Raw genomic sequence first — 25173 nt, forward strand, 5'->3', positions numbered from 1 at the left:
CGCATGACCCATGGCCGGTAAACCCGCGGCGCGGCTGCACGACCCCATTGCCCACACCAACGCCCACGCGCGGTTCTGGGCCAAGTTCGCGGGCGGCCTGATCGGCGGCATTGCCGTGGGCTTCGCGGTGGGCGTGGCCGCCGCCGCGGTGGTCGGCACCGGCGGCCTGGCGGGGCCCTTGGTCGCGGGTGCGATCGTGGTGGGCGCGCGCATGGCCGGAGGCTACGTCGGCGCGAGCCTGGGCGAATCGATTGCCGATGCGCTGGTGCCCGAGACGCTCACCGTCACCGGCATGGTCACAAGCGCCTCGCTGGACGTGTTCATCGACAGCAAGGCCATCGGGGCGGCACGCGCATCGCCCGACATGCCCATGGACACGGTGAGCTGTGCCAAGGACTCGCCGCAGGTCCTGCTGGCCGAGGGCGCGGAGACCGTGTTCGTCAACAGGGGCGTCGCCTCGCGCAAGGACGACCAGACCGAGTGCGGTGCCAAGGTGAGCGAAGGCTCGCCCACCGTCTTCATCGGCGGGCCGACCGCGCGCGTGCGCGAGGTGGCCGACGAGGTGCCGCTCATCTCCAAGGTGCTGGTGACCGTGTTCAACCTGGTCATGATCTACCGCGGCCTGCGCTGCCTGCCCAAGCTCGCGCGCCAGGGCAAGAACGCGCTGCCCTGCCTGATCGAAGGCGCGGTGGGGCTGGGCATGGGCATCCACGGCATGGTCAGCTCCTTCGGCAACCCGGTGCACGCGGCCACGGGCGGCAAGTTTCTGGGCGGCGAGAGCGAGCTCGACTTCACCTTGCCCGGGCCGCTGCCCATTGCATGGCAGCGCTTCTACAGCAGCCACGACCTGCGCCGCGACGGCGCGCTGGGGCAGGGCTGGAGCCTGCCTTATGCGATGGAGCTGCGGCTGGGCCAAGACGCCGCTGGCCAGCCCATCGTGACGCTCATCGACGAGCAGGGCAGGCCGCTGGTGCTGCCCGACATCGAGCCCGGCGAGCGGCAGTACAGCCTGCGCGACGGGCTGGACCTGTGCCGCACCGAGGGCGGCCACTACTTCATTCACGTGCCCGGTGGGCTGTTCTTCCTGTTCGAGGCGCAGGCCGAAGACCCGCCGCGCGCGCAGACGCTGAAACTCGCGCGGCTCGAAGACCGCAACGGCAACTTCATCGACCTGCGCCACGACGCGCAAGGCCGCCTGAGCCAGCTGAGCGACAGCACCGGGCGCCTGCTGGCGCTCGACTACGCGGGCGACAGCCGCCGGTTGAGCGGCGTGCGCCTCGCGGCGGGTGCGCCCGGCGAGCTGCCCGGCCTGCTGGTCGCCTACCGGCACGACGCCGAAGGCCGCCTGCTCGACGTGACCAACCGCAACGGCGAGGTGGTGCGCCGCTTCGGCTACGACGCCCAGGGCCTCATGAGCTTCCATGCCGATGCGGCGGGGCTGGAGTGCCACTACGAATGGCGCGGTGCAGCCGAGGATGCGCACGTGGCCCGCCACTGGACCAACGACGGCGAGAGCTACACCGTGCGCCGCATGCCGCCCGCCGCGGACGATGCGCTGTCCCATGGCCAGACCCTGGTCGTCGACCAGCTGGGCCGCGAGTTCGCCTGGCACTGGAACGCCGACCACCAGGTCACCGACTACATCGACGCATTGGGCCGGCACTGGCAGGCGCAGTACAACGAACTTCGCCAGCTCGTCGCCATCACCGAGCCCGGCGGCGCCACCACGCGCTGCGCATACGACCCCATGGGCTTCGTGAGCAGCCGCACCGACGCGCTCGGCCGTACCCAAAGCACCGGCTGGACCGAGTTCGGCGAGCCCTGGCGAGAAACCCTGGCCGACGGCAGCGCGTGGACCTATGCCTACAGCGACCAGGGCAACCTGGTGCGCGAGACCGATCCGCTGGGCCACACCTCCGAATACAGCTACGACCGGCGCGGCCTGCCCATCGTCATCACCGACGGCAAGGGCGGCACCAACCGCATGGCCTGGAACGAGTGCGCGCAGCTCGTCACGCTGACCGACTGCTCGGGCAAGACCACGCGCTACGCCTACGACGGCTGGGGCCACCTGCAGACCGTGACCGACGCCGCGGGCCAGCGCACACGGCTGACCCACGACGCCATGGGGCGGCTGCTGTCCGTTTCGCAGCCCGACAACAGCCACCAGTCGTTTCGCCATGACGCGGCCGGCCGCATCGTGGCCGCCACCGATGCGCTGAGCCGCAGCACGCAGTTCGCGCTCGGCCGCCGCGGCCAACCGCTGGCGCGGCAGGACGCCGAAGGCCGCCGCATTGCGTGGCACTACGACAGCGCCCAGCGGCTGCAGTCGCTGGTCAACGAGAACGGACTGCACTTCGAGTTCGTGCGCGACGCCGCCGACCGGGTGGTGGAAGAGCGCCGCGTGGGCGGCACCCGCGTGCTGGTCGACTACGACGCCCAGGGCTGGCCGGTGCGCATCACCCACGTGCCGGGCATCGGCGACGACGACCTGGCACTGGGCAATGGGCACGGCGATGGCGATGGCGCCGAACCGCAGCGCGCGGCCGGCCCCTTGCGCACCGAACTGCTGCGCGACGCCGTGGGCCGCCTCGTCGAGAAGCGCACCGCGAGCCACCACTACCGGTACCGCTACGACGCGCTCGACCGGTTGACCCAGGCCGTCAAGCTGGAGGTGGTGCACGCCGGAGCACCCGACGAACTGCGCGCGCTGCATCGCACCGAGTTCGCCTACGACAAGCTCGGCCGCCTGGTCGCCGAGACCGCCATCGACGAGCTCACCGGCGAAACGCACACCCTGAGCCACACGCACGACGAGCTGGGCAACCGCACGCAGACGGTGCTGCCCGCGCTCGGTGGGCACGCGGGGCAGCAAGGCGTGCAGCGCGCGCTGAACTACCTGTACTACGGCTCCGGCCACCTGCACCAGGTCAACCTGTCGCAGCAGCGCGGCGATGCGCCTGCGGTGCACCAGCTGATCAGCGACATCGAGCGCGACGACCTGCACCGCGAGGTGGGGCGCAGCCAGGGCGCGCTGCACACCCGCTTCGCGCTCGACCCGCTGGGCCGCCGCGCCGCGGCATGGTGCCGGCCCGGCGCGTTGAACACCGCCTTCACCCCCCGCGACAACGCCTGGCGCCAGGCCATCGACAACGCCGGCACGCCCGAGGCCCGCCTGCTCGACGGGCTGATGAAGGAATACAGCTACGACCCCGTGGGCGAGCTGCGCCAGAGCCGCCATTCCCTGCAGGGCACCACGGCGCACCGCTACGACGCCACGGGGCGCATCGAAGAGAGCGTGCGCGGCGCGGCGAATAGCGAACGCTTTGCCTACGACCCGGCCGGCAACCTGCTCGACGCCTCGCTCGCCGGTCTGGCGCCGCGCGGTGCCGCGCCCGCTCATATGCCCGGTTATGTGCGCGACAACCTCGTGCGCGTGTTCGAAGACAAGCGCTACAGCTATGACGGCCACGGCCGGCTGGTGCGCAAGCTGTCGGGCAGGCACACCGCGCAACGCTTCGAGTGGAACGACGAGAGCCGCCTCCTGGCTGTGCACACCACGCGGCGGCCGAACACGCCCGAGGCCACCACGCAGGTCACGCGCTTCGACTACGACGCCATGGGGCGGCGGGTGGCCAAGCACGATGCGTTCGGCAGCACGCGGTTTGTCTGGGAGGGGATGCGGCTCATCGAGGAGCGCCGAGGCGCGCAGGTGGTGAGCTATGTGTACGAGGCCGGCGGCCACGTGCCGGTGGCCCGGCTCGATGCCCGGGCCGAGCCCGCGCACGACGACACCGCGGTCGCTCAGGTCTTTCACTTTCACAACGGCCCTGCGGGTCTGCCCGAAGAGCTGAGCAGCAACGACGGCAATCTGTGCTGGCGCGCGAGCTACCGTACCTGGGGAGCGACCGTTGCGGAGCAATGGGAAGTCACATCGCTGAACGGCCGGCCCGTCAGTGCCGCCGAGAAAGCAACCGATGCCGTCGCGCAGAACCTGCGCTTCCAGGGGCAGTACTTGGACCGGGACACGGGGCTGCACTACAACACCTTCCGGTTCTATGACCCGGACATCGGGCGGTTCATCAGCCCCGATCCGATCGGGCTGGAAGGTGGCGACAACCTCCACAGTTATTCACCCAATCCGATCAGATGGATCGACCCGTTGGGGTGGATCTGCGGGGAGACGCTGGCCCGGCCGGTCGGCTTCAACCGAGGGAGCCGCAAATTCTCCCTGGAGCAGGGCAATGCCACTTCGGGGTGGAAGCACATCTACGATCGCCACGTGGACCCGACCCGATTCACCAACAAGTCGAAGTTCGACGCCAGCATGGACCAGGGAAAAATTTCTTCTCTGCTGGGCAAGACGCTCAAGCATGGCAAGGAAACGAGCTACGAGGGCAAGGCCGTGTTCGAATCCAGGTTGAAGTACGACGGACAATACAAACGCTACCGCGCCACCGTCAACGAAGACGGAACCGTTCGAACCTTCCATCCGCTGGACTGACTATGCTGGACCTTTACTACACGGACCCGTCCACCCTTGGCATGCCCGACGACCCCGGTCGCCTGGAACTGGCGGGTTCCATCGACCTTGATGCGCATCGTTCGCTGGCGGTGTTGTTCGACAAGTGCAGCAAGGCCGGCGCGGGTCTCAAATACTTCGAGGATTCTTTTTTGAAGCCCGCCCAGGTCGCGACGCTGTTGCAGATATTCACGGCGAACTCGCATGAACTGCGCGGCAACCGGCAGGCGCTCGCGGCATTCGAGGCGATGCACAGCGTTTTCGAGGCGGCAGCGAGCAAGGGCGCGGGCCTGGTCGCTTTCAGTGACTGAGCTTGCGATGGCTCTTTGCGCCTACGGCGCTCGAAGACATGCTGCTTGCCGTGCGCACCGAGTTCCTGAATGCGCTCGGGCAACTGGCACCCTCCCTGGCCGCCCATCCATGGATCGTCGCGAACCAATACAGGAAAGAAATGAACCGTCCGGGTGCTTTCCCTGAGGAATGGCGCGCTGCGCGAGAGAAATCTCTTTCTTCACCAAGTACCCCTCCGGGGAAGGTTCCAAGGACGAGTACCCAGATCAATGCCGCAACCTGAAGAAAAGCGTCGGATGTTGAAGCAAACCATCGCCGCGCATCTCGACCTGCTGCACTACCTCGAGCGAGGCGCTGTGCATCTCGCCGCTGGCACGAGCACGCCAGAAGAGACAGCCTGCGCGCAAGAGGCCGACGAGCAGTGGCGCACGGGGGCGGGGGTCGTCTACACCTTCGATTACGACGGCTGGAGCCTCAACCTCCACTTCGACCCCGAAAAGAATTTCTCGCACGACACCATCGACTTCTTCGGCCATTGCGAACTGCCCGGTTTCTCGGACATTGCCGGGCCCTCGCAGGCCGCCAGCGCCTTCGAGGGCGCGACACGCTTCGACCTGGGCGACGAGCAGGTGGTGCTGCTTCCCTCCAGTGTCACAGTCCATTTCCGCAAAGAGGAGGGTGACGTGCCGGTGGTGACGAAGATTGCCGGCGCTCTGCTTCCGCACGGCGCGCTCATTGAGTACTACCGCTCGATGCAGCGGCGTTGAGTGCGGCCAGCATGCAAGCGCCCATGACGCTCGAAGAACTGCGCGAGGCTGCGGCAAAGCTGCCCACCATCTTTTCGCTGCACGAAGAGTTGCGCCTCATCCGCGGCCTGCGGGCACTGGACCTGGCCGACATCGAGGAGGACCTGCCGTCTTTCATCGCACTCGTCGAAGCCGTTCAGAGGTCGCATGCGGACAATGGAATTTTCGAGATGCGTGAAGCTGAAGAAGCCCAGGCCATCGGCTTTTTCAACTGGCTCAAGACGCTCGGGACCAAGCTGGGTGTGCCGCTGACCAGCTACGCCGACGGGCTCGACCTGAGCTGTGCCGAGGTGGCCAGGACCATGCCCCGACAACCATAGCGGCGACCCATGCTCGACATCTACTTCGTCCCACCTTCATGCACGGCCATGCCCAAGGATCCGCGCGGGCTGGCGCTTGCGGGCGCTATCGACTTCGATGCGCATCGCTCCTTGGCCGCTGTGCTCGACCAATGCAGGCAAGCGGGCGCAAACCTCACGTACTTCGACGACTCCCTGCTGCGCCCCGAGCAGGTCGTGACGATGCAGCGTGTGTTCGACGCGAACACCGGCGCGCTTGGCGCAAATCGCGGGCAGATCGCGGCCTTCAAGTCGATCCGCGGGATTCTTGATCGCGCCGCAGAACAGGGCATGGGGCTTGCGGCGTTCTGCGATTGAGGCCGGAGGCGAGCACCTTGACGCGCACGCAGTTGCGATGCTTCCACCGTTCATCCTGGATGCGACAGCGCAGCCCATCGGCTGCGTGCATGACCACGCCGGGTTGGTCGCCGGCCTGGGCGCTGCGCTGTCGAACGCTTCGGGCGTGGCGTTCGTTCTGGACGACGACATGAACTACAACGCCGCACAGTCGCTGACGTGCAAGCTGTCGGGCCAGGACGCGGTGTTGAAGAAGCGCTTCGAGTTCGAAGTTCGCTTCTACATCTCGTCGAAGGCGCCGCTGTTTGCCGTCTACTGCTTCGACAGGAAGTGGGGCATGGTCGACCGGGGCAATGTCAATCACCCGATCGATCCCGCGAGGTTGCCCGAAGCGGCGAGGGCTTCGATAGACAAGGGCCGGGCCGTGCTTGCGGCGCAGGGTCTGCAGGAAGTGGCGCACGCGTATTTCTTTTTGCCTGCACCGGGCTGCACCACGCAGCTCGACGGCTTGCCGGCGACCGTGTTCGAAAGCCTGTTCGCCGAGATCGTTTGACCGGCCCCTGAACCTGCCATGACGCCGACCATCCAGAAACTCGAAGCCTTCGCCGCGGCAAGAGACTTCGAGCCGCTGCCCGACGCACCCACACGCGAGCTCGGTGATGTGCTCGACGCGTTCGGCGCGGCCCATGTGCACGCGACAGGCCACGGCCCCGCCAACGATCTCTACGCGTACCTTGTCGAATGCACATTCGGCCGTGCCTTGCAGGCGCGGTTCTTCATTCGCTTCGACCTTCGGGTCTTCGTGGTGCTGCCCTATGCGCTGTCAGGCGGCGCGTGGCAGCTCAGCGCGGGCCATGCCGAACTGCACGCGCTCTGCGCGCCGCTCGTGAAGGTGCTCGAAGCGCGGCAGTTCGAGCAAGTGGCGTTCGAGGCTGCGATGCAGCCGCTGTCGGGCACCATGCTGCTCAAAGGTTTCGTCGACAACACCTTGATGGCCTATTTCTTCGAGAGCCTTTGAGGCGCGGCCCATTTCCCAAGAGAACGATGTTTCGAGCGAGGGGCATCTTCAATCTGGACCGAAGCAACAATGAACCCCAAAGCACCAAGGCCGCCAAGCGACCCAGACCAGGATGTCAGTGCCGCCATCCAGCGCATTCTGGACAACAAGAACGACGAGGTCGAAGGCACCTTCTGCCATGCGCTGTTCGAAGAGGGCCTCTTCGACGAAGCGCTGCTCGCCGCACTCATCGACGACATGGAACTTGTGCTGGGTCAGGACGAGGTGAGCCCCGCGCATGGCAGGGTCGTCAGCTGGGTGGTGCTCGGCACGTCGAAGTGCTTCTTCTCGCACTTCGATGCCAACGATCTCTACAAGATCAAGAACTTCGACGAGGCGCTTTACGCGCGATGGTGCGACCACCATTTCGAGCGCTTGCGCGGTCTGATGACCCGCTAGCCCACGGGCCAATTTTTTGGTTTCCGGATACGGGCAAAGTTGCGCGATTGCGCATTTCTTCGCTGCGCCGAGGCTTCCATTGCGCTGCTTCTCTTCATACATTGGATGACCGCCGCGCCTCACGGCGGGACATCGAAGCACCCCGCGGCGATGTCGATGTGAGGCACAAAAGGCGACGGCCAAGGTGCGCGAACACCCTGACCGTCTGACCACTCAACGTGCAAACACTTTGGAAAGAGAGCACATCAAATGGCTGATCGAATTATCGCCGGGCAAAACACGCCCTCATCCAACGACACCCCCCACGGGCCCGACGCGTCGGACATTCTTGAGAACAAGTTGACCCAATTGCAATCTCTGCTGAGTTGCTGCTACGGCGACTGGAGCGAGTGGTTCGAAGGCATAGGGGAGCGGCACCGAGACAACATCATGTGGATCGCGTCCGATCTGGCGGACGACATTGCCCGGCTCGCCCAAGAGGTCTTGAAGCGCCTCAACGCGATGGACCAGCCGAGGGCCTGAGGCCATCGGCGTGCGGCAGGCGTCCTCGATGATGAGGTTCGCCTCCGCATCAGGCCATTGCGGTCGGAATGTGCTGCACGAGGTGGTCCACCAGCGACCGCACCGAGGGCAGCATGCCGCGGCGGCTCACGTAGACCAGGTGAATCGACTGCTCTGCCGTGCCCCAGTCCTTTGCCACCCGCACCAGCGCGCCGCTCTCGAGCCCGCGCCACGCAATGCGCAGCGGTAGCAACGCGATGCCCACGCCGCCCGCCGCGGCTTCGAACTGCACCGTGTAGTCGGAGCAGAGCAGCCGGGGCCGGTGCTGCAGCTTCGCGGTCCGGCCGTCGGTGGCGACCAGATTCCAGCTTTGCTCGGCGCCATCGTGCAGCCCGCTGATGGTGTGCTGCGCCGGCACCTGCGCGGGTTCGACGATCGGCTCGCGTTCCGCCAGGTAGGCCGGGCTCGCCACCAGCACCATGCGCCCGGACGCGATGCGCCGGGAGATCAGGCTGGGGTCTTCCAGGCCTGCGTCGCGCACGCGCAGCGCCACGTCGACCCGTTCCTCGATCAGGTTGACCAGCCGGTCCGTGGGGTCGATCTCGACACGCACATGGGGCTGCTGGCGCATGTAGTCCGCCACGATGCGGGCCAGGTAGAACTGCGCGATGGAGACGGGGCAGGTCATGCGCACCGTGCCCGACGGCGCCGCGCGCAACTGCTCGACCGCCAGGCGCGCCGCGTCGGCCTCGACCATCATCGCCGCGCAGTGTTGGTAGAAGGCCTGCCCCGCCTCGGTGAGGGACAGGCGCCGCGTGCTGCGCTGGATGAGCCGCACGCCCATGTGCTCTTCGAGCAGCGAAACGCGCCGGCTGAGCTTGGACTTGGTGATGTGCGTCACGCGCTCGGCGGCGCTGAAGCCACCGTGCTCCACGATGAGGGCGAAGTACCGCAAGTCGTTCAGGTCCACGGGGCTGTCCTGTTTTTCGTCCTAGAAATAGAACAATCCTTCATGAAATGGCCGTCTTATCAAGGATTGCCGCCATGCGTATCGTAGCCCCATCAGCAACCGGCCCTGTCAACCAGGGCACTTTCAAAGGAGCTACGCCATGGACCCCCGCCTGAATTTCTACAAAGCCGGCCCCGAAGCCATGAAGGCGATGAGCGCGCTGGAGCAGCGCATCGCCAAGTCCGGCCTCGACAAGCCGCTGGTCGAGCTCGTGCGACTGCGCGCCTCGCAGATCAACGGCTGCGCCTATTGCATGGACCTGCACAGCAGCGACGCCCTGAAGGCGCACGAAGACCCGCGCCGGCTTGCAACGCTGGCCGTCTGGCACGAGTCGCCGTTCTTCAGCGACCGCGAGCGCGCGGCGCTGGCGTGGACCGAAGCGGTCACGCTGGTCGCCGAGACCCATGTGCCCGATGCCGTGTGGGACCAGTTGCGCCCGCAGTTCACCCCCGAAGAAATCGTCGACCTCACCTTGCTGGTCGCAACCATCAATGCGTGGAACCGCTTCGCGATCGCCTTTCGCAAGCTGCCCGCCTGAAGCGTCACCGACGCATCCGCTCGACAACCGCCACGAAAGACCGCCATGAAAGCCACCGCACTCGCCTCTGCCCTCAGCCTTGCCCTTGCAGCAAGCCTGCTGACGGCCTGCGCCAGCACCGGCAACCTGGAAACGCACGGCAAGCCGCTGGCGGTGAATGACCTGGCCGCGCAGCGCAGCTTGGCTGCCGCGCCGCTGTCGCCCGCGGCCTGGCCGAAAGACGACTGGTGGGCGCCATGGGGCGACCCGCAACTCGACCAGCTGATGCGCGACGCGCTAGACGGCCAGCCGAGCCTGCGCATCGCCGATGCCCGCGTGCGCCAGGCGCAGGCCGTGGCCGGCGTTGCCGGCGCCGCGCTGCTGCCGCAGGTGAACGCCACGCTCAAGGGCACGCAGCAGCGCTTCAGCGAGAACAGCATTTACCCGCCGGCCCTGGCCGGAAAGGAGCGCTCGATCAATGACGGGCAGATCGGCGCCAGCTACGAGCTCGACTTCTGGGGCAAGAACCGCGCGGCGCTCGATGCGGCGCTCGACCGCGCACACGCCGCTCAAGTCGACGCGCAGGCGGCGCGCCTGGTGCTGACGACGGGCATCGCCCGTCTCTACCTGCGCCTTGACACGGTCTACGCGCAACGCGACCTGGCCGGCGACACGCTGCGCCATCGCCAGGAGATCCTGGCGCTGGTGAAGCGTCGGGTGGCGGTGCAGATCGACTCCGCCCTGGAGCAGGCCCAGGCCGAAGCGGCGCTGCCCGCGGTGCGCGCTCAGATTGCCGCGCTCGAAGAAGCGATTGCGCTGGCCAACAACCAGATCGCCGCCCTGCAGGGCAAGGGCCCGGACGCCGGCCTGGCCATCGAGCGGCCGCATCTGGCCAGCGTCGGGCCGGTGGCGCTGCCGACCGACCTGCCCGCCGAGCTGCTGGGGCGCCGCCCGGACATCGTGGCCGAGCGCTGGCGCGTCGAGGCGACGACGCAAGACATGGCCGTGGCGCGCGCGGGCTTCTACCCCAATGTCACGCTGAATGCCTTCGTGGGGTTCCAGAGCATCGGCCTGGCGGACTTTCTTGCTGCCGGAAGCCGCATGCTGGGCATCGGGCCGGCCATCTCGTTGCCGGTGTTCGACGGCGGCCGGCTGCGCGCCAATCTCGCGCTGCACCAGGCCGACCACGACGCGGCCGTCCAGACCTACAACGCGACGGTGATCGCCGCGCTGCACGACGTGGTCGCGCAGCTGGTGTCGCTGAAATGGTCTGCCGACGAAAGCGCCGAGCAGGACCAGGCGCTCACCCTCGCGCGGCACGCCTACGAACTCGCGCAAGACCGCTATCGCAGCGGCCTTGCGAGCTACCTGCAGGTGCTGTCAGCCGAAACCCAGGTGCTCGCGCAGCAGCACCAGGTCATCGATTCCGCCGGCCGCCAACGCGAGTTGCGGCTCAACCTGATCCGCGCGCTCGGCGGCGGCTACGTGCCGGCCGCCTCGCCTGAACCGCACGCCGCGTCCTGAAGCCACCCTTTTCTGAAGGAACACCGCCATGAATGCCAACCTGAATGAACCGGTCGCGGCCTCACCCGTGCCATCCCCCGCGCCCATCCCCACACCTGCACCTGCACCCGCACCGTCGCCCGTGCCCAACGCGGTCGCCAAGCGCCGCTTCTCGCCCGCCCTCGCGGCAGGTGCTGCGGCCGTCGCGTTGGGTGCCGTCGTGGCGGTCTACGCGGCCTCTCTCAGCCTGCACGGCGAGACCACCGAAGACGCCTTCGTCAACGGCAACGTGGTCATGGTCACGGCGCAGGTCGGCGGTGTGGTGACGGCGATCGAAGCCGACACCACCGACCACGTCATCGCCGGCCAGCCGCTCGTCCGGCTGGACGATGTGGACGCACGACTCGCGCTCGACCGGGCCAAGGCAGGGCTGGCCCGGGCGGTTCGCCAGGCGCGTGCGCAGGTCGCGGCCGCGGGGCAGGCGAGCGCCACCGTCGAACTGCGGCGGGTCGAGCTGTCGCGCGCGTCGGCCGACCTGGCGCGGCGCCGCGAGGTATTGGCCAGCGGTGCGATTTCGGGCGAAGACGTGCAGCACGCCGAGGAGGCGATGCGCGCAGCCCAGGCCGGGCTCGACGTCGCGCGCCAGCAGCACACCGGCAGCACCGCGCTGGTCGATCGCACGTCGATCGACACCTACCCCGACGTGATGGCCGCCGCCGCGCAGGTGCGCGATGCGGCCATTGCCGCCGCCCGCACCGAAGTGCCGGCGCCGGTGAGCGGCCTGGTCACCAAGCGCACCGTGCAGCTGGGGCAGAAGATCAGTCCCGGCGTGGCGCTGATGTCGGTCGTGCCGCTGGACCGTGTGTGGGTCGACGCGAACTTCAAGGAGTCGCAGCTGCGCGACATTCGCATCGGCCAGCCGGTGACCCTGACGGCCGACGTCTACGGCCGCGGCGTTGTGTTCCGCGGCACGGTGATCGGGCAGGACGCCGGCACCGGCGGCGCCTTCGCGCTGCTGCCCGCGCAGAACGCGACCGGCAACTGGATCAAGGTGACCCAGCGCGTGCCGGTGCGCATTGCGCTCGACCCCGCGCAGATGGCGGCGCATCCGCTGCAGCTAGGGCTGTCGATGAAGGTCACGGTCGACACCAGCCAGCGCAACGGGCTGCGGTTTGTCGACGCCGGCGGGGCCGACCACGCCGACCGCAGCGACGTGCTCGGTACGCCGCTTGCGATGGCCGACGCCGAAGTGCGCTCCGTGATCGATGCCAACCGCTGAAAGCCGAGGCCATGAACAACAAGACAACTTCCAACCGCCTGCTCTACGCGACCATCTTCCTGCTGTCGCTGACCGAGTTCTTGCAAGCCGGCATGACGGCCTTTGCCGCCGCGCCCATCATGGGCGAGCTGGGCATCAGCCCCGAGGAATTCAGCCTGGTCGCGGCGGTGTATGCGAGCGTCGCGATCTTCGCGATCTCGATGCAGCGCTGGTTCGTCGAGCGCATCGGCGCCCGGCGCTTCATGCAGATCAGCGCCGCGATCTCGGTGCTGGGCTCGCTGCTGTGCGCCACGAGCGTGGACTTGCCGAGTTTTCTGGCGGGCCGGGCCTTGATGGCGCTCGGCGGGGGTGTCTTCTTCACTGCTTGCCGCTTGATCATTCACCACACGCTGGCCGGCCCGAAGCGTTTCGTCGGCATTCGCTGCCTAGCCAGCGGCCTGGCCATCGGCATCGCCGCGGCGCCATGGCTCGCGTCGATCAGCGTCGCGCATGAGACCTGGGTTGCAATCTACGGGCTGCTGGCCGCATTGGGCGTTGTGGTGTTCGTGCTGGCCGGTGTGGCGCTTCCCGCAGCCCCGATCGGCCCGGCGCACACGCGCTCGCAGGCGGGCGCAGGTGCGCAGCTGTTGCTGATCGGCTCGAGCTTCTTGCTGTTCTATGTGCTTCAGCGTTCGTACTACGACTTCTATGGCAACGCGCCATCGGTCGCGCTCATTTTGTTCGCCGCCATTGCCGGCCTGCTTGCCTGGCTGTGGCACCAGCACCGCAGCGAACGGCCGCTGCTGCGCGTTCGGCAGATGCTGCGCCTGCGCTACTTCGTCGGCCTTGGGCTGTTCTTCTTCGCCTACCTGATGCTCGGCGCGAACAACTACGTGGTGCCGATGATGTTGCAGGGCACGCTGGGTTTTGCGTGGGAGACGGTCGGGCACGTCGAGGCGCTCGGCTTCGGCCTTGCGCTGTTCACCTGGATCGTCATGTCGCGCCTGCTGCCGCGCTACCCGGAGCCGCGCAAGTTCCTCGTGGTCGGCTTCGCGTCGCTCGCGCTGTTCGGGTGGCTGCTGGCGCGCATCGAAACGGGTGCCAACGTGTGGCTGCACGTGCTCCCCGCGCTCGCCTTCAACAGCATCTTTCTGCTGACCGTGCTGCCGGTGACCGCGATGCAGACCTTCCGCGACATGGAGCGCGACGAGCCGGTGTTCTCGAACGCCCAGCAGCTCAAGAACATGATGGCGCAGGCAGCCACCGCGCTCGGCATCACGCTCGCGACGCTCGGGCAGCAATGGCGTGGTGCCACGCACTGGGCCGTGCTGGGCGCCGAGGTCAACGCCTTCAACCCGGTCTATGAAGCGACGCTGCAGAGCCTGCAACAGGCGCTGGCGGCGAGCCTGCCGGCAGGCGAGGCGGCCAAGGTGGCACTCGCGCGGGTGGCGCAGCTGGTGGCGCAGCAGTCGTCGATGCTGGCGAACATTGATCACTTCAGGGCGGTTGCGGTGTTGGGGGTGCTCGGCGTCGTTGTGGTGGGATTGCAGCGGGTGTTTCGCTGAAGGCTCCCAACGGGCCGGACGCGTGGGAGATTCTTGAGAACAGGTTGACCCTGGTGCAGTCGCTGCTGAGCCGCTGCCGCGGGGACGGGAGGGAGTGGGGCGAAGAGCAGGGGGGACCAGCCTATGGCCATCAGCCGGCGAGCGTTGCCGCCCGCCGCTGATCCTTCATGGCTCGACGACCGCAGCAGGCGCGCCGGGTGACAGCCGGTCGCGGAAGTAGCTTGCAGTCTCTTCGTCGCTGCAGTAGACATAACACCCTTTCATGCCGCGCGTCATCAGCGTGCGGTAGGTGTTCTTGATGATGAGGTCCGCTTCTGCAGCGGCGCTTTCGGGATTGGCCTTGTGCCGCGTCTTGTAGCCGCGCAATGTCTTGTCGAATCGGTCCCGTGCTGCTGGCACTGTCTTGACGTGTCCGTCGCGCACGATCAGGTCCGGCCCGATGATGACCCCGATGTAATCCACCTCCAGGCCCTGGCAGGTGTGAATGCAGCCCACCTCGTTGATCGAGTTCGGCGCAATGATCCACAAGCTGCCGTCGACGTCGAGGTTCCAGCGCTTGCGGTAGTCACCGATGACGATGTCGAAGGCCTTCGGGTCTTTCTTGCTGGTCCATGGCCAGCAATAGCCCGCCACGACGCGCGCTGTACCGGTTGTGTTCTTCGATGCGATCGACGCATGGAGCTCTTCGGGTGTGCCGAAGACTTGAAAGTCGAACTCGGCGGGTGTGAGCGTCTTGTTGGCGGTCTCTCGCACGTCGAGCGAGTCGTCCAGCCACGCGATGTAACCGTCTGAGCCGCTGCACCTGAACTGCGAGGCCAGCTCGTGCTCCGACACTTCCGCGCCCTTGCCGATGCCGAAGTCGCGAATCGTCTTTTTGGTACCGATGTCGCTCAGCGTCACGCGCTGGTCCTCGTCGATGAAGAACACCGTGCACTTGGCGGCGGCAATGAGTTCCTTGACCTGGTTCTCGCCCAAGTTGCCATACAGGCCGCTCTTCTCGTTCAAGCGGTGGGCCTCGTCCACGATCAAGACATCGAACTGATCGGCGGGCGTATCGATGAAGCCGCCCGAGCCTGTGAAGAGGTTGGCGTAATGCGTGCGCTTCATCGTGCCGACGAGCTTGGTCTCGTAAACGCGCCTGGGCGCGGCGTTCTTCGAGACGTACTTGCAGTTCAGGCCGGCACCCATCAAGGTGACTAAAGCGTTGATGGCGAGAACCGTCTTGCCAGTTCCCGGGCCACCTTCGACGATCACCACCTTGGGGCTCGCGCTCGATGCGGATCGGCCTGCAGCCAAGATGTGTTCGTAAACCTCTTTTTGGTCATCGATCAAGATGAACTCGGCGTTTCCCTTCAGCAGGCCCGCAAGGCTGTCGCTGAGCGCCTTCGATGGCCTAATGCGGCCGTTGGCCAGTTCGTAGAGCACCTTCGAGTCGCCGAACTTGATGTGCTGCTTGATAAAAGAGCGCAACAAGCTGCGCTCTTTCTCGCCCTTCAGGAAGAGCGGCGCCTTTGCGATGTAGTCGGCGTAGTGGGCCGAGTCGATGACGCCGTCGCGCTCGTAGTTGTGCAGGTAGGCGCAGGCCTGTACGGAGATGCCGCCGGAGTAGACGGCTTCGTTGAAGCCTTCCATCAAGGATGCATAAGACCACGCTTGGTACGAAGGGTGAACGACCTCGCGGTTTCCGCCGCCGAGGTAGGTGCTGACCAGTGCGTCTTTCAGCGAAGACTTCACCTTATCCCATTGCTTGAGCTCGACGATGACGACGTTCTTGGCGTTGTCGTGACCTCGACCGGTCAGGCTGATGTCGATGCGCTTGGAGCTTTGCGGAATATGAAGTTCGACGGCCACGCCCACGTCATTCGGAATTTCGGAGTCGCTGAGGACCTTCGACATGTACCCGAGCGAATCCCGCCATGACCTCATCTCTGACGCCGGCACCTTGCGGCCGGTGGCGCTGAAGTACTTGGCGAGGATGACGTCTTCGATGTCCCTGTCGTTGTTGTCGCTGAGAAATTGCGTCTTGTCGGCCTCGTAGACGATCACGTCAGTCCTTCCTGGATTTGCCGGCTGGAGGCTGGCTGTGCTTCTGGCTGCTGCCCCGCACCTTGTCTGCGGGGTAGCGCAATGCGTTGGCCTTCAGCTTTTGCTGGACGGCGGCGTCGAGGTCCACGCCCAAGACGGAAGACAGGCGCACGAGGTAGAGCAGAACGTCCGCAAGTTCGTCTTGCACGGCCTTCGCCGTTTGCGGGTCTCGGCCGGCTTCCTTGGAGGCCTCTTCCGGCATCCACTGAAAGATTTCGTTCAGCTCCCCAACCTCGCCGGTCAGGGCCATCACCAAGTTCTTTGGGGAGTGGAACTGAGCCCAGTCGCGATCCGTGGCGAATTGCTCAAGTTGATCGGCGAGCCGCGTGACATCGATGAGAGGGCTGTTTTGCCCGGCGCCGTGTTGATCGCTCACGCAGATGCTCCTAGCTTGGCTGGTAAAGCAGCCGCTCCCGCCTGCCGCACATCCCGTTTGGCACGGAGTAGGTAGCAAATGTCACATGGGGTGTCATGAAACAAGTGTAGCCAGCGCATGTCGTCGGCGGCCCGATGCTCTTGGAGGCTGGCCCGTAAGTTAGGCTCGGCCAGTTCAAGATTGTTAAATTAAATGCTCGTGCGCTTATCGGCAGCGCGCTGTTTACGCCCAGACCGGACACGCCTCTTCGATATGACTCGCATCTTCAGCTTCGACGATCTACCGACTGCCGACCTTGTGGTGGACGCGATCTATGAAGGGGGCAGCGCTGGCAACACGAGCAGCGACCCGATTGCCAAGCTGCTTCCTGGCGCGGGCAACCAAGGCGGTTTTAGAGCTGCGGGGAAGAGTTCGAAGAAGAGATTTGTCGTCCTCTATTCCAGTGGCGAAGAAGGCGATTGGCCTGATCGTTTGGACCTGAACACGGGGCAGTTCGTGTACTACGGCGATAACCGCACGCCGGGCCACGATCTGCACGACACCACGCGGCGCGGCAATCTGCTTCTTAAGGCCGCTTTCGATAGCGCGCATGGTGACGCGGAAAAAAGGGTAGAGGTGCCTCCGTTTTTTGTCTTTACCAAGCGCCCAACGGCGAAGAGCAATAGGTCTGTTCAGTTCAAGGGGCTTGCGGTGCCGGGGTTTCCAGGTCTGCCTATGACGGAGGATCTGGTGGCCATATGGAAGACGACGGCCGGGGAGCGATTTCAGAACTATCGATCTGTCTTCACGGTGCTAGACGCGGCGACCATCCCGCGCTCGTGGATCGACAGCCTTTCCCCCTCCGCAGATCCACTGGCAACTGCGCCAAGTGCATGGCGCTCGTGGATCGAGTCAGGCGTCTACCTGCCTTTGACCTCCGAGCCCACGAAAGTGATTCGCTCGGAAAGCGAGCAGCGACCCGATACCGCGCTCAAAGTCGCCATCTTGGAGCAGGTCTGGGCGCACTTCAAAGACTCGCCGCATGCGTTCGAGTCTTTCGCGGCTCGGATCTATCAGCTGTCAGATCGGCGCGTGATCATTGACGAGATCACGCGGGGTAGCGTCGATGGCGGTCGGGACGCGATTGGCAGGTACTTGCTTGGATTGAGTGGCGACCCGGTGTACGCGGAGTTCGCTTTGGAAGCGAAGTGCTATCGCCCTGCGTCAGAAGGCGTAATGGCGAATACGGTCGGCGTCCGTGAGGTGGCACGTTTGATCTCGCGCATCAGGCATCGTCAGTTCGGCATCTTGGTTACGACGTCGGTCATTGCTCGGCAGGCCTACGAAGAGGTGAGAGGCGATCGGCACCCGATCGTTTTCATCAGCGGACGGGACATTGCTGAGATATTGATTCAGGCAGGTTACGGCTCCGTGGAGCGTGTCGGCGAGTTGCTAGGCGAATGGCCAGCCTGACCAGCCAGTAGCGCGGCGAGAAGTCGGAAAACGAAAAAGCCCGCTATCTTTTGGATAGCGGGCTTTTTGCTTTTTTGGTGCCGGAGAGATGAATCGAACACCCGACCTTCTCATTACGAATGAGCTGCTCTACCGACTGAGCTACACCGGCGAAGCCTCAGATTATAGCCAACAAATCACGCCTTCTCGGCGTGGTACTGCGTCAAACGCTCAACTTCGTTACGCGAACCCAACAGCACGCTCACGCGCTCGTGCAGTTTCGTGGGCTGCAGGTCAAGAATGCGCTGCTTGCCGTTGGTGGCGGCGCCGCCGGCCTGCTCGACCAGCCAGCTCATGGGGTTGGCCTCGTACATCAGGCGCAGCTTGCCGGCCTTCTCGGGCTCGCGCTTGTCCCACGGGTACATGAACACGCCGCCGCGCATCAGGATGCGGTGCACGTCGGCCACCATGCTGGCAATCCAGCGCATGTTGAAGTCCTTGCCGCGCGGGCCTTCCTTGCCGGCCAGGCACTCGTCGATGTAGCGCTTCACGGGCTCGTCCCAGTGGCGCATGTTGCTCATGTTGATGGCAAATTCCTTGGTGTCGGCCGGAATCTGGATGTCTTCCTGCGTCAGCACGAAGCTGCCTTGCTCGCGGTCGAGCGTGAACATGGCCACGCCGTTGCCCACGGTCAGCACCAGGGTGGTCTGCGGGCCGTAGATGCAGTAGCCGGCCGCCACCTGCTGGGTGCCGGGCTGCAGGAAGTCGCTTTCCTGCACGCCGGGGTGGTCGTCGGGCTTCTTCAGCACGCTGAAGATGGTGCCGATGCTCACGTTCACGTCGATGTTGCTGCTGCCGTCCAGCGGGTCGAACATCAACAGGTATTCGCCCTGCGGGTAGCGGTTGGGCACCACGTGGATGGTCTCCATCTCCTCGCTGGCCATGGCCGCCAGGTGACCGCCCCATTCGTTGGCCTCGATGAGCACTTCGTTGGCAATGATGTCCAGCTTCTTCTGGATCTCGCCCTGCACGTTCTCGCTCTCGGCCGTGCCCAGCACGCCGCCCAGCGCGCCCTTGTTGACGGCCTGGCTGATGCTCTTGCAGGCACGGGCCACCACTTCGAGCAGCAGGCGCAGCTGGCCGGGAATGAGGCCGTCGGCGCGCTGTTGTTCGACGAGGTAGCGGGTGAGGGAAATCTTTTGTTGAGCCATATGCTTTCTGTTGAGTCTCTTTTTGTTCAGTTGCCGGCCAGGGCGCGCGTGACAACCTCGTGCGTGTCCTTGCTCAGGTCGGGCTTGGCGGCAATGCGGGCGATGGCTTCGCGCGCGGCGCTGCGGTAGGGCTCGGCCAGCTTGCTCCAGCGGTCGAGCGCGCGCGCAAGGCGGGCGGCCACCTGGGGGTTGATGGCGTCGAGCTCGATCACGCGCTCGCTCCAGAACACGTAGCCGGCCGCATCAGGGCGGTGGAACGCACCGGGGTTGGCACTGCAGAACGCGAAGATCACGCTGCGCGCGCGGTTGGGGTTCTTCAGCGAGAAGTCGGGGTGCTTCATGAGCTGCTTCACCAGCGGCAGGATGTCGCCGCCGCGGTCGCTGGCGCCGGCCTGCAGGGAGAACCACTTGTCGATGACCAGCGCCTCGTCCTTGAAGATGGCGTGAAAGCGCGCGAGCGCCTGCGCCGCCAGGGTGTGGCCCGACGACACCAGCGCGTTGAGCGCGTTGAAGCGGTCGGTCATGTTGCCCGCGTCCTTGAAGCGCTGCAGCGTCTTGCCCGGCCACACCGCGTCGCCCGAGGCGCGCGCCGCCAGGCACAGAAAGTTCAGCGCCATGCCGGCGAGCGCGCGGCGGCCCGACGACGTGGGGTCGGGGCTGTAGGCGCCGGTGTCCTTGTTGTCTTCGTACACCTGCTGCCAGTCGGCGAAGAGGGCGGCGGCCAGCTGGGCGCGCATGGCTTCGCGCACCAGGTGCACGCGCTGCGGGTCGACCACGTCGAGCTGCTCGGCAATGTAGGTTTCCGACGGCAGCGTGAGCACCAGCTCCTTGAAGGCGGCGTCGAGCTGCGGGTTGCGCAGCACGCTGCGCATGGCGTCGATGTAGGCGTCGTTCAGCACCGGGGTGGTGTCGGTGGCCAGGGCGGCAATGCCCTGTAGCGCGGCGCGCAGGCCCAGGCGCTGGCCGGCCTCCCAGCGGTTGAACGGGTCGGTGTCGTTGGCCAGCAGGGTCAGCAGCTGGGCGTCGGTGTACGCAAAGTCGAGCACCACAGGCGCGCTGAAGCCACGCAGGATGGAAGGCACGGGCTCGGCGTCCAGCCCCACGAAGGTGATCTGCTCGCCGGCGCGCGACAGCACCAGGGTGCGCGTGCCGCGGGTGACTTCGCTTTCGCCTTCGAGCTGCAGCGGCAGCTCGCGGCCGTTGGCGTCGAGCAGGCCCACGTTCAGCGGAATGACGAAGGGTTCCTTGGTCGGCTGGCCGGGGGTGGGCGGGCAGCTTTGCACCACGCTCAGGGTGTAGCTGCGGTTCTGCGCGTCGTACACGCCGTGCGCGGCCAGGCGGGGCGTGCCGGCCTGGCTGTACCAGCGCTTGAACTGGGGCAGCAGGCGGGCCAGTTCCGATTCGGGGTTGGCGTCGGCAATGGCCTGCGCAAAGTCGTCGCAGGTCACGGCCTGGCCGTCGAAGCGTTCGAAGTACAGGGTGATGCCCTTCTCGAAGCCCTTGCGCCCGACCAGCGTCTGCATCATGCGGACGACTTCGGCGCCCTTTTCGTAGATGGTGACGGTGTAGAAGTTGCTGATCTCGATGTAGCTGTCGGGCCGCACCGGGTGGGCCATAGGCCCCGCATCTTCGGGGAACTGGGCGGTGCGCAGCACGCGCACGTCTTCGATGCGCTTCACGGCGCGGGCCGAGGCGTCGGCGCACAAATCTTGGCTGAATTCCTGGTCGCGGAAGACGGTGAGGCCTTCTTTCAGCGACAGCTGGAACCAGTCGCGGCAGGTCACGCGGTCGCCGCTCCAGTTGTGGAAGTACTCGTGGCCGACCACGCTTTCGATGTTGCTGTAGTCGGCGTCGGTGGCGGTGGCCTGGTTGGCCAGAACGTACTTCGTGTTGAAGATGTTCAGGCCCTTGTTCTCCATGGCGCCCATGTTGAAGTCGCTGGTGGCCACGATCATGAAGCGGTCCAGGTCCAGCGGCAGGCCGAAGCGGGCCTCGTCCCACAGCACGGAGTTGATGAGCGAGTTCATCGCGTGCTCGGTCTTGTCGAGATCGCCGGCACGCACGTACACCTGCAGCAGGTGGTCGCGGCCGTTGCGCGCCTTGATGCGCTGCTCGCGCGCCACCAGCTTGCCCGCCACCAGGGCGAACAGGTAGGCCGGTTTCTTGAAGGGGTCGACCCACTTGGCGAAGTGGCGGCCCTCGGGCAGCTCGCCCTGCTCGACCAGGTTGCCGTTGGACAGCAGCACCGGGTAGGCGGCCTTGGCGGCGCGCAGCGTGACGGTGTACATCGCCATCACGTCCGGGCGGTCCAGGAAGTAGGTGATGCGGCGGAAGCCCTCGGCCTCGCACTGCGTGAAGAAGGTGTCTTCGCTCACGAACAGGCCCATCAGCTTGGTGTTCTTGATGGGGCAGCAGGTGGTGAAGATCTCGAGCTCGAAGGCGTCGGGCAGGCCGTCGATGACGAGCTGGTCGCCTTCCATGCGGAACGACGCGCCCTGGCCGTTGACCAGCACGCGCGCCAGGTTCAGCTCGTCGCCGTCCAGGCGCAGCGGCTGCACCGGCACCTCGGGGTTGCGGCGCACCTGCATGCGGTTGAGCACGCGGGTCTTGGCGGGGTCGAGGTCGAAGGTAAGGTCGACGGTGTCGATCCAGTACGCCGGGGCGGCATAGTCTTCGCGGCGAATGGCAATCGGTTGCCCTTGAGCGTCACGCAGCATCATCGAGTGTCTCCAGAAAATTCGAGTGGGCGAGTTCGTCGTAGTCGCGAACCGCGGCAATCACATGGGGGCCGGCAAGCTCGGCGGCGGTATGGGTGCTGCACACGGCCACGGCACGCATGCCGCCGCGGCGCGCGGCCTCGATGCCGAAGGGGGCGTCCTCGAAGACGATGCAGCGCTCGGGCGCAACGCCGATGCGCCGCGCGGCTTCCAGGAAGATGGCGGGCGTGGGCTTGCCGCTGAAGCCTTCGTCGCCACCGACTATTGCCAGCGGCAGCGGGTCCATCTTGAGGCGCGACATGGCGAACTCGATGTTGCCCTTGTCGCCAGCCGTGCCCACGGCCACCTTGAGCCCGCGCGCAACGGCCGCCTTGGCAAAGGCCGTGAAGCCCGCCACCTCGGTGAAGTTGTCGCTGAACATGGCGCGGTAGATTTCTTCCTTCTCGTGCACCAGGGCCTGGCACTCGTCGTCGGGGAGTTCCCGGTCGAACAGCTCGCGCATGCACTCGGTGCCGGTGCGGCCCGTGGTGCGCGCGAGGATGTCGCTCACGTCGAGTTTCAGGCCGTGGCGTTCCACGAATTCGACCCACGAGCGCGCATGCCAGGGCATGGAGTCGATCATGGTGCCGTCCATGTCGAAGATGAAGGCTTCGACCTTGCCGTGTTTCGGGCTCGTGAGGCTCATTCGGTTCACACGCCTTGCTTCAAAGAGGCTTCGATGAACACGTCCAGGTCGCCGTCCAGCACTTTCTGAGTGGCCGAGACTTCGACGTTGGTGCGCAGGTCCTTGATGCGGCTGTTGTCCAGCACGTAGCTGCGGATCTGGTGGCCCCAGCCCACGTCGGTCTTGCTGTCCTCGAGCTTTTGCTGCTCTTCCTGGCGCTTGCGCATCTCGAAGTCGTACAGGCGCGAGCGCAGGCGCTTCCACGCCACGTCGCGGTTGCTGTGCTGGCTTCGGCCGTCCTGGCACTGCACGACGATGCCGGTCGGAATGTGCGTCAGGCGCACGGCCGAGTCGGTCTTGTTGATGTGCTGGCCACCCGCGCCGCTGGCACGGAAGGTGTCGGTGCGCACGTCGGAAGGGTTGATGTCGATCTCGATCGAATCGTCGATTTCCGGGTACACGAAGATGCTGGCAAAGCTGGTGTGGCGCCCGCCCGACGAGTCGAACGGCGACTTGCGCACCAGGCGGTGCACGCCGGTTTCGGTGCGCAGCAGGCCGAAGGCGTAGTCGCCCTCGACCTTGATGGTCGCGCCCTTGATGCCGGCGGTGTCGCCCGGCGTTTCGTCTTCGATCTGCGTCTTGAAGCCCTTGCGCTCGGCGTACTTCAGGTACTGGCGCAGCAGCATGCTGGCCCAGTCGCAAGCCTCGGTGCCGCCGGCGCCGGCCTGGATGTCGACGAAGGCGTTCAGCGGGTCGGCCGGGTTGTTGAACATCCGGCGGAATTCGAGCTGCTTGATGTCGGCTTCGAGCGTGGCGGCGTCATCGGCAATGGCCTGCAAGCCGTCCATGTCGCCGTCGGCCTTCGACATTTCGAAGAGCTCGGTGTTGTCCGAGAGCCCGTTGGTGAGCTTGTCGAGCGTGACGACCACGTCGTCGAGCGACTTCTTCTCCTTGCCGAGTTCCTGGGCCTTCTTGGGGTCGTTCCAGACGTTCGGGTCTTCGAGCGATGCGTTGACTGTCCTCAGTCGTTCAGCTTTGGCATCGTAGTCAAAGATACCTCCGTAAATCGACCGTACGGACGCTCAGGTCCGCGAGCATTGCGCCGATTTGGTTGATTTGTTCTGCGTCCATGGGGTGTCCTGACTGTGGAGGGTTGGTGTTCGGGGGGAACCCGGCATTTTCTCACGGGTGCAAAGCAGCCCCGGAAGCGGTGCTTTTTGGTCGGAAAGACTTACTCCAGCACGGCGGTCGCGGCCTCGGGGTACAGGTTGGGGAACAGGATGTTCAGCGAACCGAGCGGAAAACCGATGTTCAGCGCCGAGCGATGGCCGTCGCTCTTCAGGAGCCCGTCCTTGGTGAACCGGGAGATCACTTTTCGGGCGGTGCGCTCTTCCAGCCCTGTCATCCGGATGAAGTCTCCGCGCGAGACCGCGCCACCCACGGCAATCGTGTGCAGTGGAAGGAGCGCTTCCTCGCGGTACTCCGTGATGCCTTGCGTCGCACCGCGTACCAGCAAGTAAGCGCGCATGCGGTCCTTCAGCTTGGACAGGTCCAGCATCGAGGCCATGAAATCGACCTGGTCTTCGCACAGTTCCAGAAAGAAGCGGCACCACGCCAAGAGCGTTGCTTCGCTGAGGTTTCCTCGGCCGTCGAGGTCTCCTTGCCTTGCGCTGTCGGCGTTGTCCAGCAACTCGTAGTAGCGATCTCGGTGGCGGGCCAACCCGCGGTTGACGGACCACAGGCCTCCGCTCATCCAATGCAGGGCGCAATGGGTCTGGAGGCGGACGGCACGTCCGTTCCCATCTTCGAAGGGATGCGTCCAGGCCATCCTGTGGTGTGCGGCGGCAACGGTGTAGATCACAGCGTCCACACCCTTGAGGCCGCCGTAGACCTGGTCCATCCTCTCCAGGAACCGCGGGACCGACGTCCATGTGGGCGGCTGATGCCGTCCCACCGCGACGTCGTGCGTGCGCAGTGCCCCCGGGACGATGAGGCGGCCGTCGTCGGTGAACCGATCCGGCTCGGGCAGGCGGCCGTACAGGCTCTCATGTGCCTTCTTGAGAACGCTGCTGCTCAAGGCGCCGGCTTCGGTGGTGGCCACCCCTTCCAGTTCCCGTTCGGCCTCGATGTGCGCTAGTGCGACGCGCTGACGCTTGGCGACGTCGGGTTTGTCGGAGAAGTCTTTGTTCAGGGCCCGTTCGATGTTCACGGGATGCGTGCTTTGCCCCTCGATGCGATTGGAGTAATACGAGTTCATCGATCGCACGATCTCGCGCAGCGCCGCCCGCGCTTCAGGGCTCGCGGAGCCTCTCAGCTGGGACGACTTCTCGAAGATGCGGCGAGTGATTTCGCTCAGTTCGCCGAGTTTTTGCGTGGGCAGCAGCGGCTCGAACTGATGGGGTTGGTCATAGACCAGTACGGAATTGGGTTTGACGGACATCGGTTCCGGTTTCGGTTCTGCGAAATTTAAGACAAAAACTCTTATTAATCAATAAGTTAATGGTGATGTTACGGGTTGAGTTTCCGGTTGCGATTCCGGTTGATTTGCCGCATGCACCACGTCATGCCCAACGAAAGCAAAAAGCCCCCGACGCGCGGGAGTGCGCATCGGGGGCCATGGGGAGCT

Annotated in this window: 23 protein-coding genes and 1 tRNA gene; 15 read left to right on the forward strand and 9 right to left on the reverse strand. The window is 65.5% G+C overall.

What is annotated here, in order from left to right; genetic code table 11:
• Positions 1-10 precede the first annotated feature (10 nt).
• The 10 genes from AC0IYU_RS16120 to AC0IYU_RS16165 all read left to right on the forward strand — a co-directional run bounded on the left by AC0IYU_RS16120 (position 11) and on the right by AC0IYU_RS16165 (position 8232).
• Positions 11-4504, forward strand: a complete 4494-nt coding sequence (locus AC0IYU_RS16120; RefSeq protein ID WP_472118742.1) for an RHS repeat-associated core domain-containing protein — start codon at positions 11-13, stop codon at positions 4502-4504.
• A gap of 2 nt (positions 4505-4506) precedes the next feature.
• Positions 4507-4833, forward strand: coding sequence for a hypothetical protein (locus AC0IYU_RS16125; protein ID WP_472118745.1), 327 nt, complete (start codon positions 4507-4509; stop codon positions 4831-4833).
• A 38-nt stretch (positions 4834-4871) separates the two neighbouring features.
• On the forward strand, positions 4872-5096 hold the full coding sequence (locus tag AC0IYU_RS16130) for a hypothetical protein (RefSeq protein WP_472118747.1): 225 nt from the start codon (positions 4872-4874) through the stop codon (positions 5094-5096).
• Positions 5097-5109: 13 nt separating this feature from the next.
• Positions 5110-5580 (forward strand): hypothetical protein, encoded by a 471-nt coding sequence (locus tag AC0IYU_RS16135; protein ID WP_472118749.1) that lies wholly within the window; start codon positions 5110-5112, stop codon positions 5578-5580.
• Positions 5581-5603: 23 nt separating this feature from the next.
• Positions 5604-5939 (forward strand): hypothetical protein, encoded by a 336-nt coding sequence (locus AC0IYU_RS16140; RefSeq protein ID WP_472118752.1) that lies wholly within the window; start codon positions 5604-5606, stop codon positions 5937-5939.
• Positions 5940-5948: 9 nt separating this feature from the next.
• The gene (locus AC0IYU_RS16145) at positions 5949-6275 is read left to right on the forward strand and encodes a hypothetical protein (RefSeq protein WP_472118755.1); all 327 of its coding nucleotides are present in this window, start codon (positions 5949-5951) and stop codon (positions 6273-6275) included.
• Positions 6226-6807, forward strand: a complete 582-nt coding sequence (locus AC0IYU_RS16150; protein ID WP_472118758.1) for a hypothetical protein — start codon at positions 6226-6228, stop codon at positions 6805-6807. Before AC0IYU_RS16145 ends, AC0IYU_RS16150 begins: the two co-directional genes overlap by 50 nt.
• 18 nt (positions 6808-6825) lie before the next feature.
• Complete coding sequence (locus AC0IYU_RS16155) at positions 6826-7272, forward strand: hypothetical protein (RefSeq protein ID WP_472118761.1); 447 nt, start codon at positions 6826-6828, stop codon at positions 7270-7272.
• A gap of 69 nt (positions 7273-7341) precedes the next feature.
• A complete protein-coding gene (locus AC0IYU_RS16160; RefSeq protein ID WP_472118764.1) occupies positions 7342-7710 on the forward strand; it encodes a hypothetical protein in 369 nt (122 codons plus the stop codon).
• A 249-nt stretch (positions 7711-7959) separates the two neighbouring features.
• Positions 7960-8232 (forward strand): hypothetical protein, encoded by a 273-nt coding sequence (locus AC0IYU_RS16165; RefSeq protein ID WP_472118768.1) that lies wholly within the window; start codon positions 7960-7962, stop codon positions 8230-8232.
• A gap of 49 nt (positions 8233-8281) precedes the next feature.
• Here the strand turns inward: AC0IYU_RS16165 and AC0IYU_RS16170 are convergent, their stop codons facing one another.
• The gene (locus AC0IYU_RS16170) at positions 8282-9181 is read right to left on the reverse strand and encodes a LysR substrate-binding domain-containing protein (protein ID WP_435484565.1); all 900 of its coding nucleotides are present in this window, start codon (positions 9179-9181) and stop codon (positions 8282-8284) included.
• Between the two features lie 139 nt (positions 9182-9320).
• Between AC0IYU_RS16170 and AC0IYU_RS16175 the strand changes: the two genes are divergently transcribed.
• Genes AC0IYU_RS16175 through AC0IYU_RS16190 form a run of 4 tightly spaced genes read left to right on the forward strand, consistent with a single transcriptional unit; the run spans position 9321 to position 14063 of the window.
• Positions 9321-9758 carry a carboxymuconolactone decarboxylase family protein gene (locus tag AC0IYU_RS16175; protein ID WP_435484564.1) on the forward strand — a complete coding sequence of 146 codons (438 nt, stop codon included), beginning with the start codon at positions 9321-9323 and terminating at the stop codon, positions 9756-9758.
• A 45-nt stretch (positions 9759-9803) separates the two neighbouring features.
• Positions 9804-11261: an efflux transporter outer membrane subunit gene (locus tag AC0IYU_RS16180; protein WP_472118770.1), complete on the forward strand. Its 1458-nt coding sequence runs from the start codon at positions 9804-9806 to the stop codon at positions 11259-11261.
• A 28-nt stretch (positions 11262-11289) separates the two neighbouring features.
• A complete protein-coding gene (locus AC0IYU_RS16185) occupies positions 11290-12519 on the forward strand; it encodes an EmrA/EmrK family multidrug efflux transporter periplasmic adaptor subunit (RefSeq protein ID WP_472118773.1) in 1230 nt (409 codons plus the stop codon).
• Positions 12520-12530: 11 nt separating this feature from the next.
• The gene (locus AC0IYU_RS16190; RefSeq protein WP_472118776.1) at positions 12531-14063 is read left to right on the forward strand and encodes an MFS transporter; all 1533 of its coding nucleotides are present in this window, start codon (positions 12531-12533) and stop codon (positions 14061-14063) included.
• A gap of 165 nt (positions 14064-14228) precedes the next feature.
• Here AC0IYU_RS16190 and AC0IYU_RS16195 read toward each other — a convergent pair whose 3' ends face one another.
• Together AC0IYU_RS16195 and AC0IYU_RS16200 are read right to left on the reverse strand one after the other, a co-directional pair.
• Positions 14229-16109, reverse strand: coding sequence for a DNA/RNA helicase domain-containing protein (locus AC0IYU_RS16195; protein ID WP_472118778.1), 1881 nt, complete (start codon positions 16107-16109; stop codon positions 14229-14231).
• Between the two features lies 1 nt (position 16110).
• Positions 16111-16485, reverse strand: a complete 375-nt coding sequence (locus AC0IYU_RS16200; RefSeq protein WP_472119125.1) for a nucleotide pyrophosphohydrolase — start codon at positions 16483-16485, stop codon at positions 16111-16113.
• 291 nt (positions 16486-16776) lie between these two features.
• Here AC0IYU_RS16200 and AC0IYU_RS16205 point away from each other — a divergent pair, with 291 nt between their 5' ends.
• The gene (locus AC0IYU_RS16205; protein WP_472118781.1) at positions 16777-17976 is read left to right on the forward strand and encodes a restriction endonuclease; all 1200 of its coding nucleotides are present in this window, start codon (positions 16777-16779) and stop codon (positions 17974-17976) included.
• Between the two features lie 75 nt (positions 17977-18051).
• Here AC0IYU_RS16205 and AC0IYU_RS16210 read toward each other — a convergent pair.
• The 6 genes from AC0IYU_RS16210 to AC0IYU_RS16235 form a co-directional block, all read right to left on the reverse strand.
• A tRNA-Thr gene (locus AC0IYU_RS16210) sits at positions 18052-18127 on the reverse strand.
• A 25-nt stretch (positions 18128-18152) separates the two neighbouring features.
• Positions 18153-19166 carry a class 1 fructose-bisphosphatase gene (locus AC0IYU_RS16215; RefSeq protein ID WP_472118784.1) on the reverse strand — a complete coding sequence of 338 codons (1014 nt, stop codon included), beginning with the start codon at positions 19164-19166 and terminating at the stop codon, positions 18153-18155.
• A 26-nt stretch (positions 19167-19192) separates the two neighbouring features.
• A complete protein-coding gene (gene pepN / locus AC0IYU_RS16220) occupies positions 19193-21886 on the reverse strand; it encodes an aminopeptidase N (protein WP_472118787.1) in 2694 nt (897 codons plus the stop codon).
• Positions 21873-22568 carry an HAD family hydrolase gene (locus AC0IYU_RS16225; protein WP_472118790.1) on the reverse strand — a complete coding sequence of 232 codons (696 nt, stop codon included), beginning with the start codon at positions 22566-22568 and terminating at the stop codon, positions 21873-21875. The genes pepN and AC0IYU_RS16225 overlap by 14 nt, the downstream gene beginning before the upstream one ends.
• 5 nt (positions 22569-22573) lie before the next feature.
• Positions 22574-23678, reverse strand: a protein-coding gene (gene prfB, locus AC0IYU_RS16230) for a peptide chain release factor 2 (RefSeq protein WP_187111328.1) whose coding sequence is annotated in 2 segments (ribosomal slippage) — positions 22574-23596 and positions 23598-23678 — 1104 coding nt in all. Because the reading frame shifts where the segments join, the coding sequence is not laid out codon by codon here.
• Between the two features lie 100 nt (positions 23679-23778).
• A complete protein-coding gene (locus tag AC0IYU_RS16235) occupies positions 23779-24987 on the reverse strand; it encodes a Fic family protein (RefSeq protein ID WP_472118793.1) in 1209 nt (402 codons plus the stop codon).
• Positions 24988-25173: the final 186 nt, after the last annotated feature.

It is taken from the genome of Variovorax sp. AC103 (genome assembly GCF_979254005.1).

What these genes read in the sequence shown, in the direction of transcription:
- AC0IYU_RS16120 (WP_472118742.1), top strand. Translation starts at nt 11, where the DNA reads ATGGCCGGTAAACCCGCGGCGCGGCTGCACGACCCCATTGCCCACACC.
- AC0IYU_RS16125 (WP_472118745.1), top strand. Translation starts at nt 4,507, where the DNA reads ATGCTGGACCTTTACTACACGGACCCGTCCACCCTTGGCATGCCCGAC.
- AC0IYU_RS16130 (WP_472118747.1), top strand. Translation starts at nt 4,872, where the DNA reads ATGCTGCTTGCCGTGCGCACCGAGTTCCTGAATGCGCTCGGGCAACTG.
- AC0IYU_RS16135 (WP_472118749.1), top strand. Translation starts at nt 5,110, where the DNA reads ATGTTGAAGCAAACCATCGCCGCGCATCTCGACCTGCTGCACTACCTC.
- AC0IYU_RS16140 (WP_472118752.1), top strand. Translation starts at nt 5,604, where the DNA reads ATGACGCTCGAAGAACTGCGCGAGGCTGCGGCAAAGCTGCCCACCATC.
- AC0IYU_RS16145 (WP_472118755.1), top strand. Translation starts at nt 5,949, where the DNA reads ATGCTCGACATCTACTTCGTCCCACCTTCATGCACGGCCATGCCCAAG.
- AC0IYU_RS16155 (WP_472118761.1), top strand. Translation starts at nt 6,826, where the DNA reads ATGACGCCGACCATCCAGAAACTCGAAGCCTTCGCCGCGGCAAGAGAC.
- AC0IYU_RS16160 (WP_472118764.1), top strand. Translation starts at nt 7,342, where the DNA reads ATGAACCCCAAAGCACCAAGGCCGCCAAGCGACCCAGACCAGGATGTC.
- AC0IYU_RS16165 (WP_472118768.1), top strand. Translation starts at nt 7,960, where the DNA reads ATGGCTGATCGAATTATCGCCGGGCAAAACACGCCCTCATCCAACGAC.
- AC0IYU_RS16175 (WP_435484564.1), top strand. Translation starts at nt 9,321, where the DNA reads ATGGACCCCCGCCTGAATTTCTACAAAGCCGGCCCCGAAGCCATGAAG.
- AC0IYU_RS16180 (WP_472118770.1), top strand. Translation starts at nt 9,804, where the DNA reads ATGAAAGCCACCGCACTCGCCTCTGCCCTCAGCCTTGCCCTTGCAGCA.
- AC0IYU_RS16185 (WP_472118773.1), top strand. Translation starts at nt 11,290, where the DNA reads ATGAATGCCAACCTGAATGAACCGGTCGCGGCCTCACCCGTGCCATCC.
- AC0IYU_RS16190 (WP_472118776.1), top strand. Translation starts at nt 12,531, where the DNA reads ATGAACAACAAGACAACTTCCAACCGCCTGCTCTACGCGACCATCTTC.
- AC0IYU_RS16205 (WP_472118781.1), top strand. Translation starts at nt 16,777, where the DNA reads ATGACTCGCATCTTCAGCTTCGACGATCTACCGACTGCCGACCTTGTG.
- AC0IYU_RS16215 (WP_472118784.1), bottom strand. Translation starts at nt 19,166, where the DNA reads ATGGCTCAACAAAAGATTTCCCTCACCCGCTACCTCGTCGAACAACAG.
- pepN (WP_472118787.1), bottom strand. Translation starts at nt 21,886, where the DNA reads ATGATGCTGCGTGACGCTCAAGGGCAACCGATTGCCATTCGCCGCGAA.
- AC0IYU_RS16225 (WP_472118790.1), bottom strand. Translation starts at nt 22,568, where the DNA reads ATGAGCCTCACGAGCCCGAAACACGGCAAGGTCGAAGCCTTCATCTTC.
- AC0IYU_RS16235 (WP_472118793.1), bottom strand. Translation starts at nt 24,987, where the DNA reads ATGTCCGTCAAACCCAATTCCGTACTGGTCTATGACCAACCCCATCAG.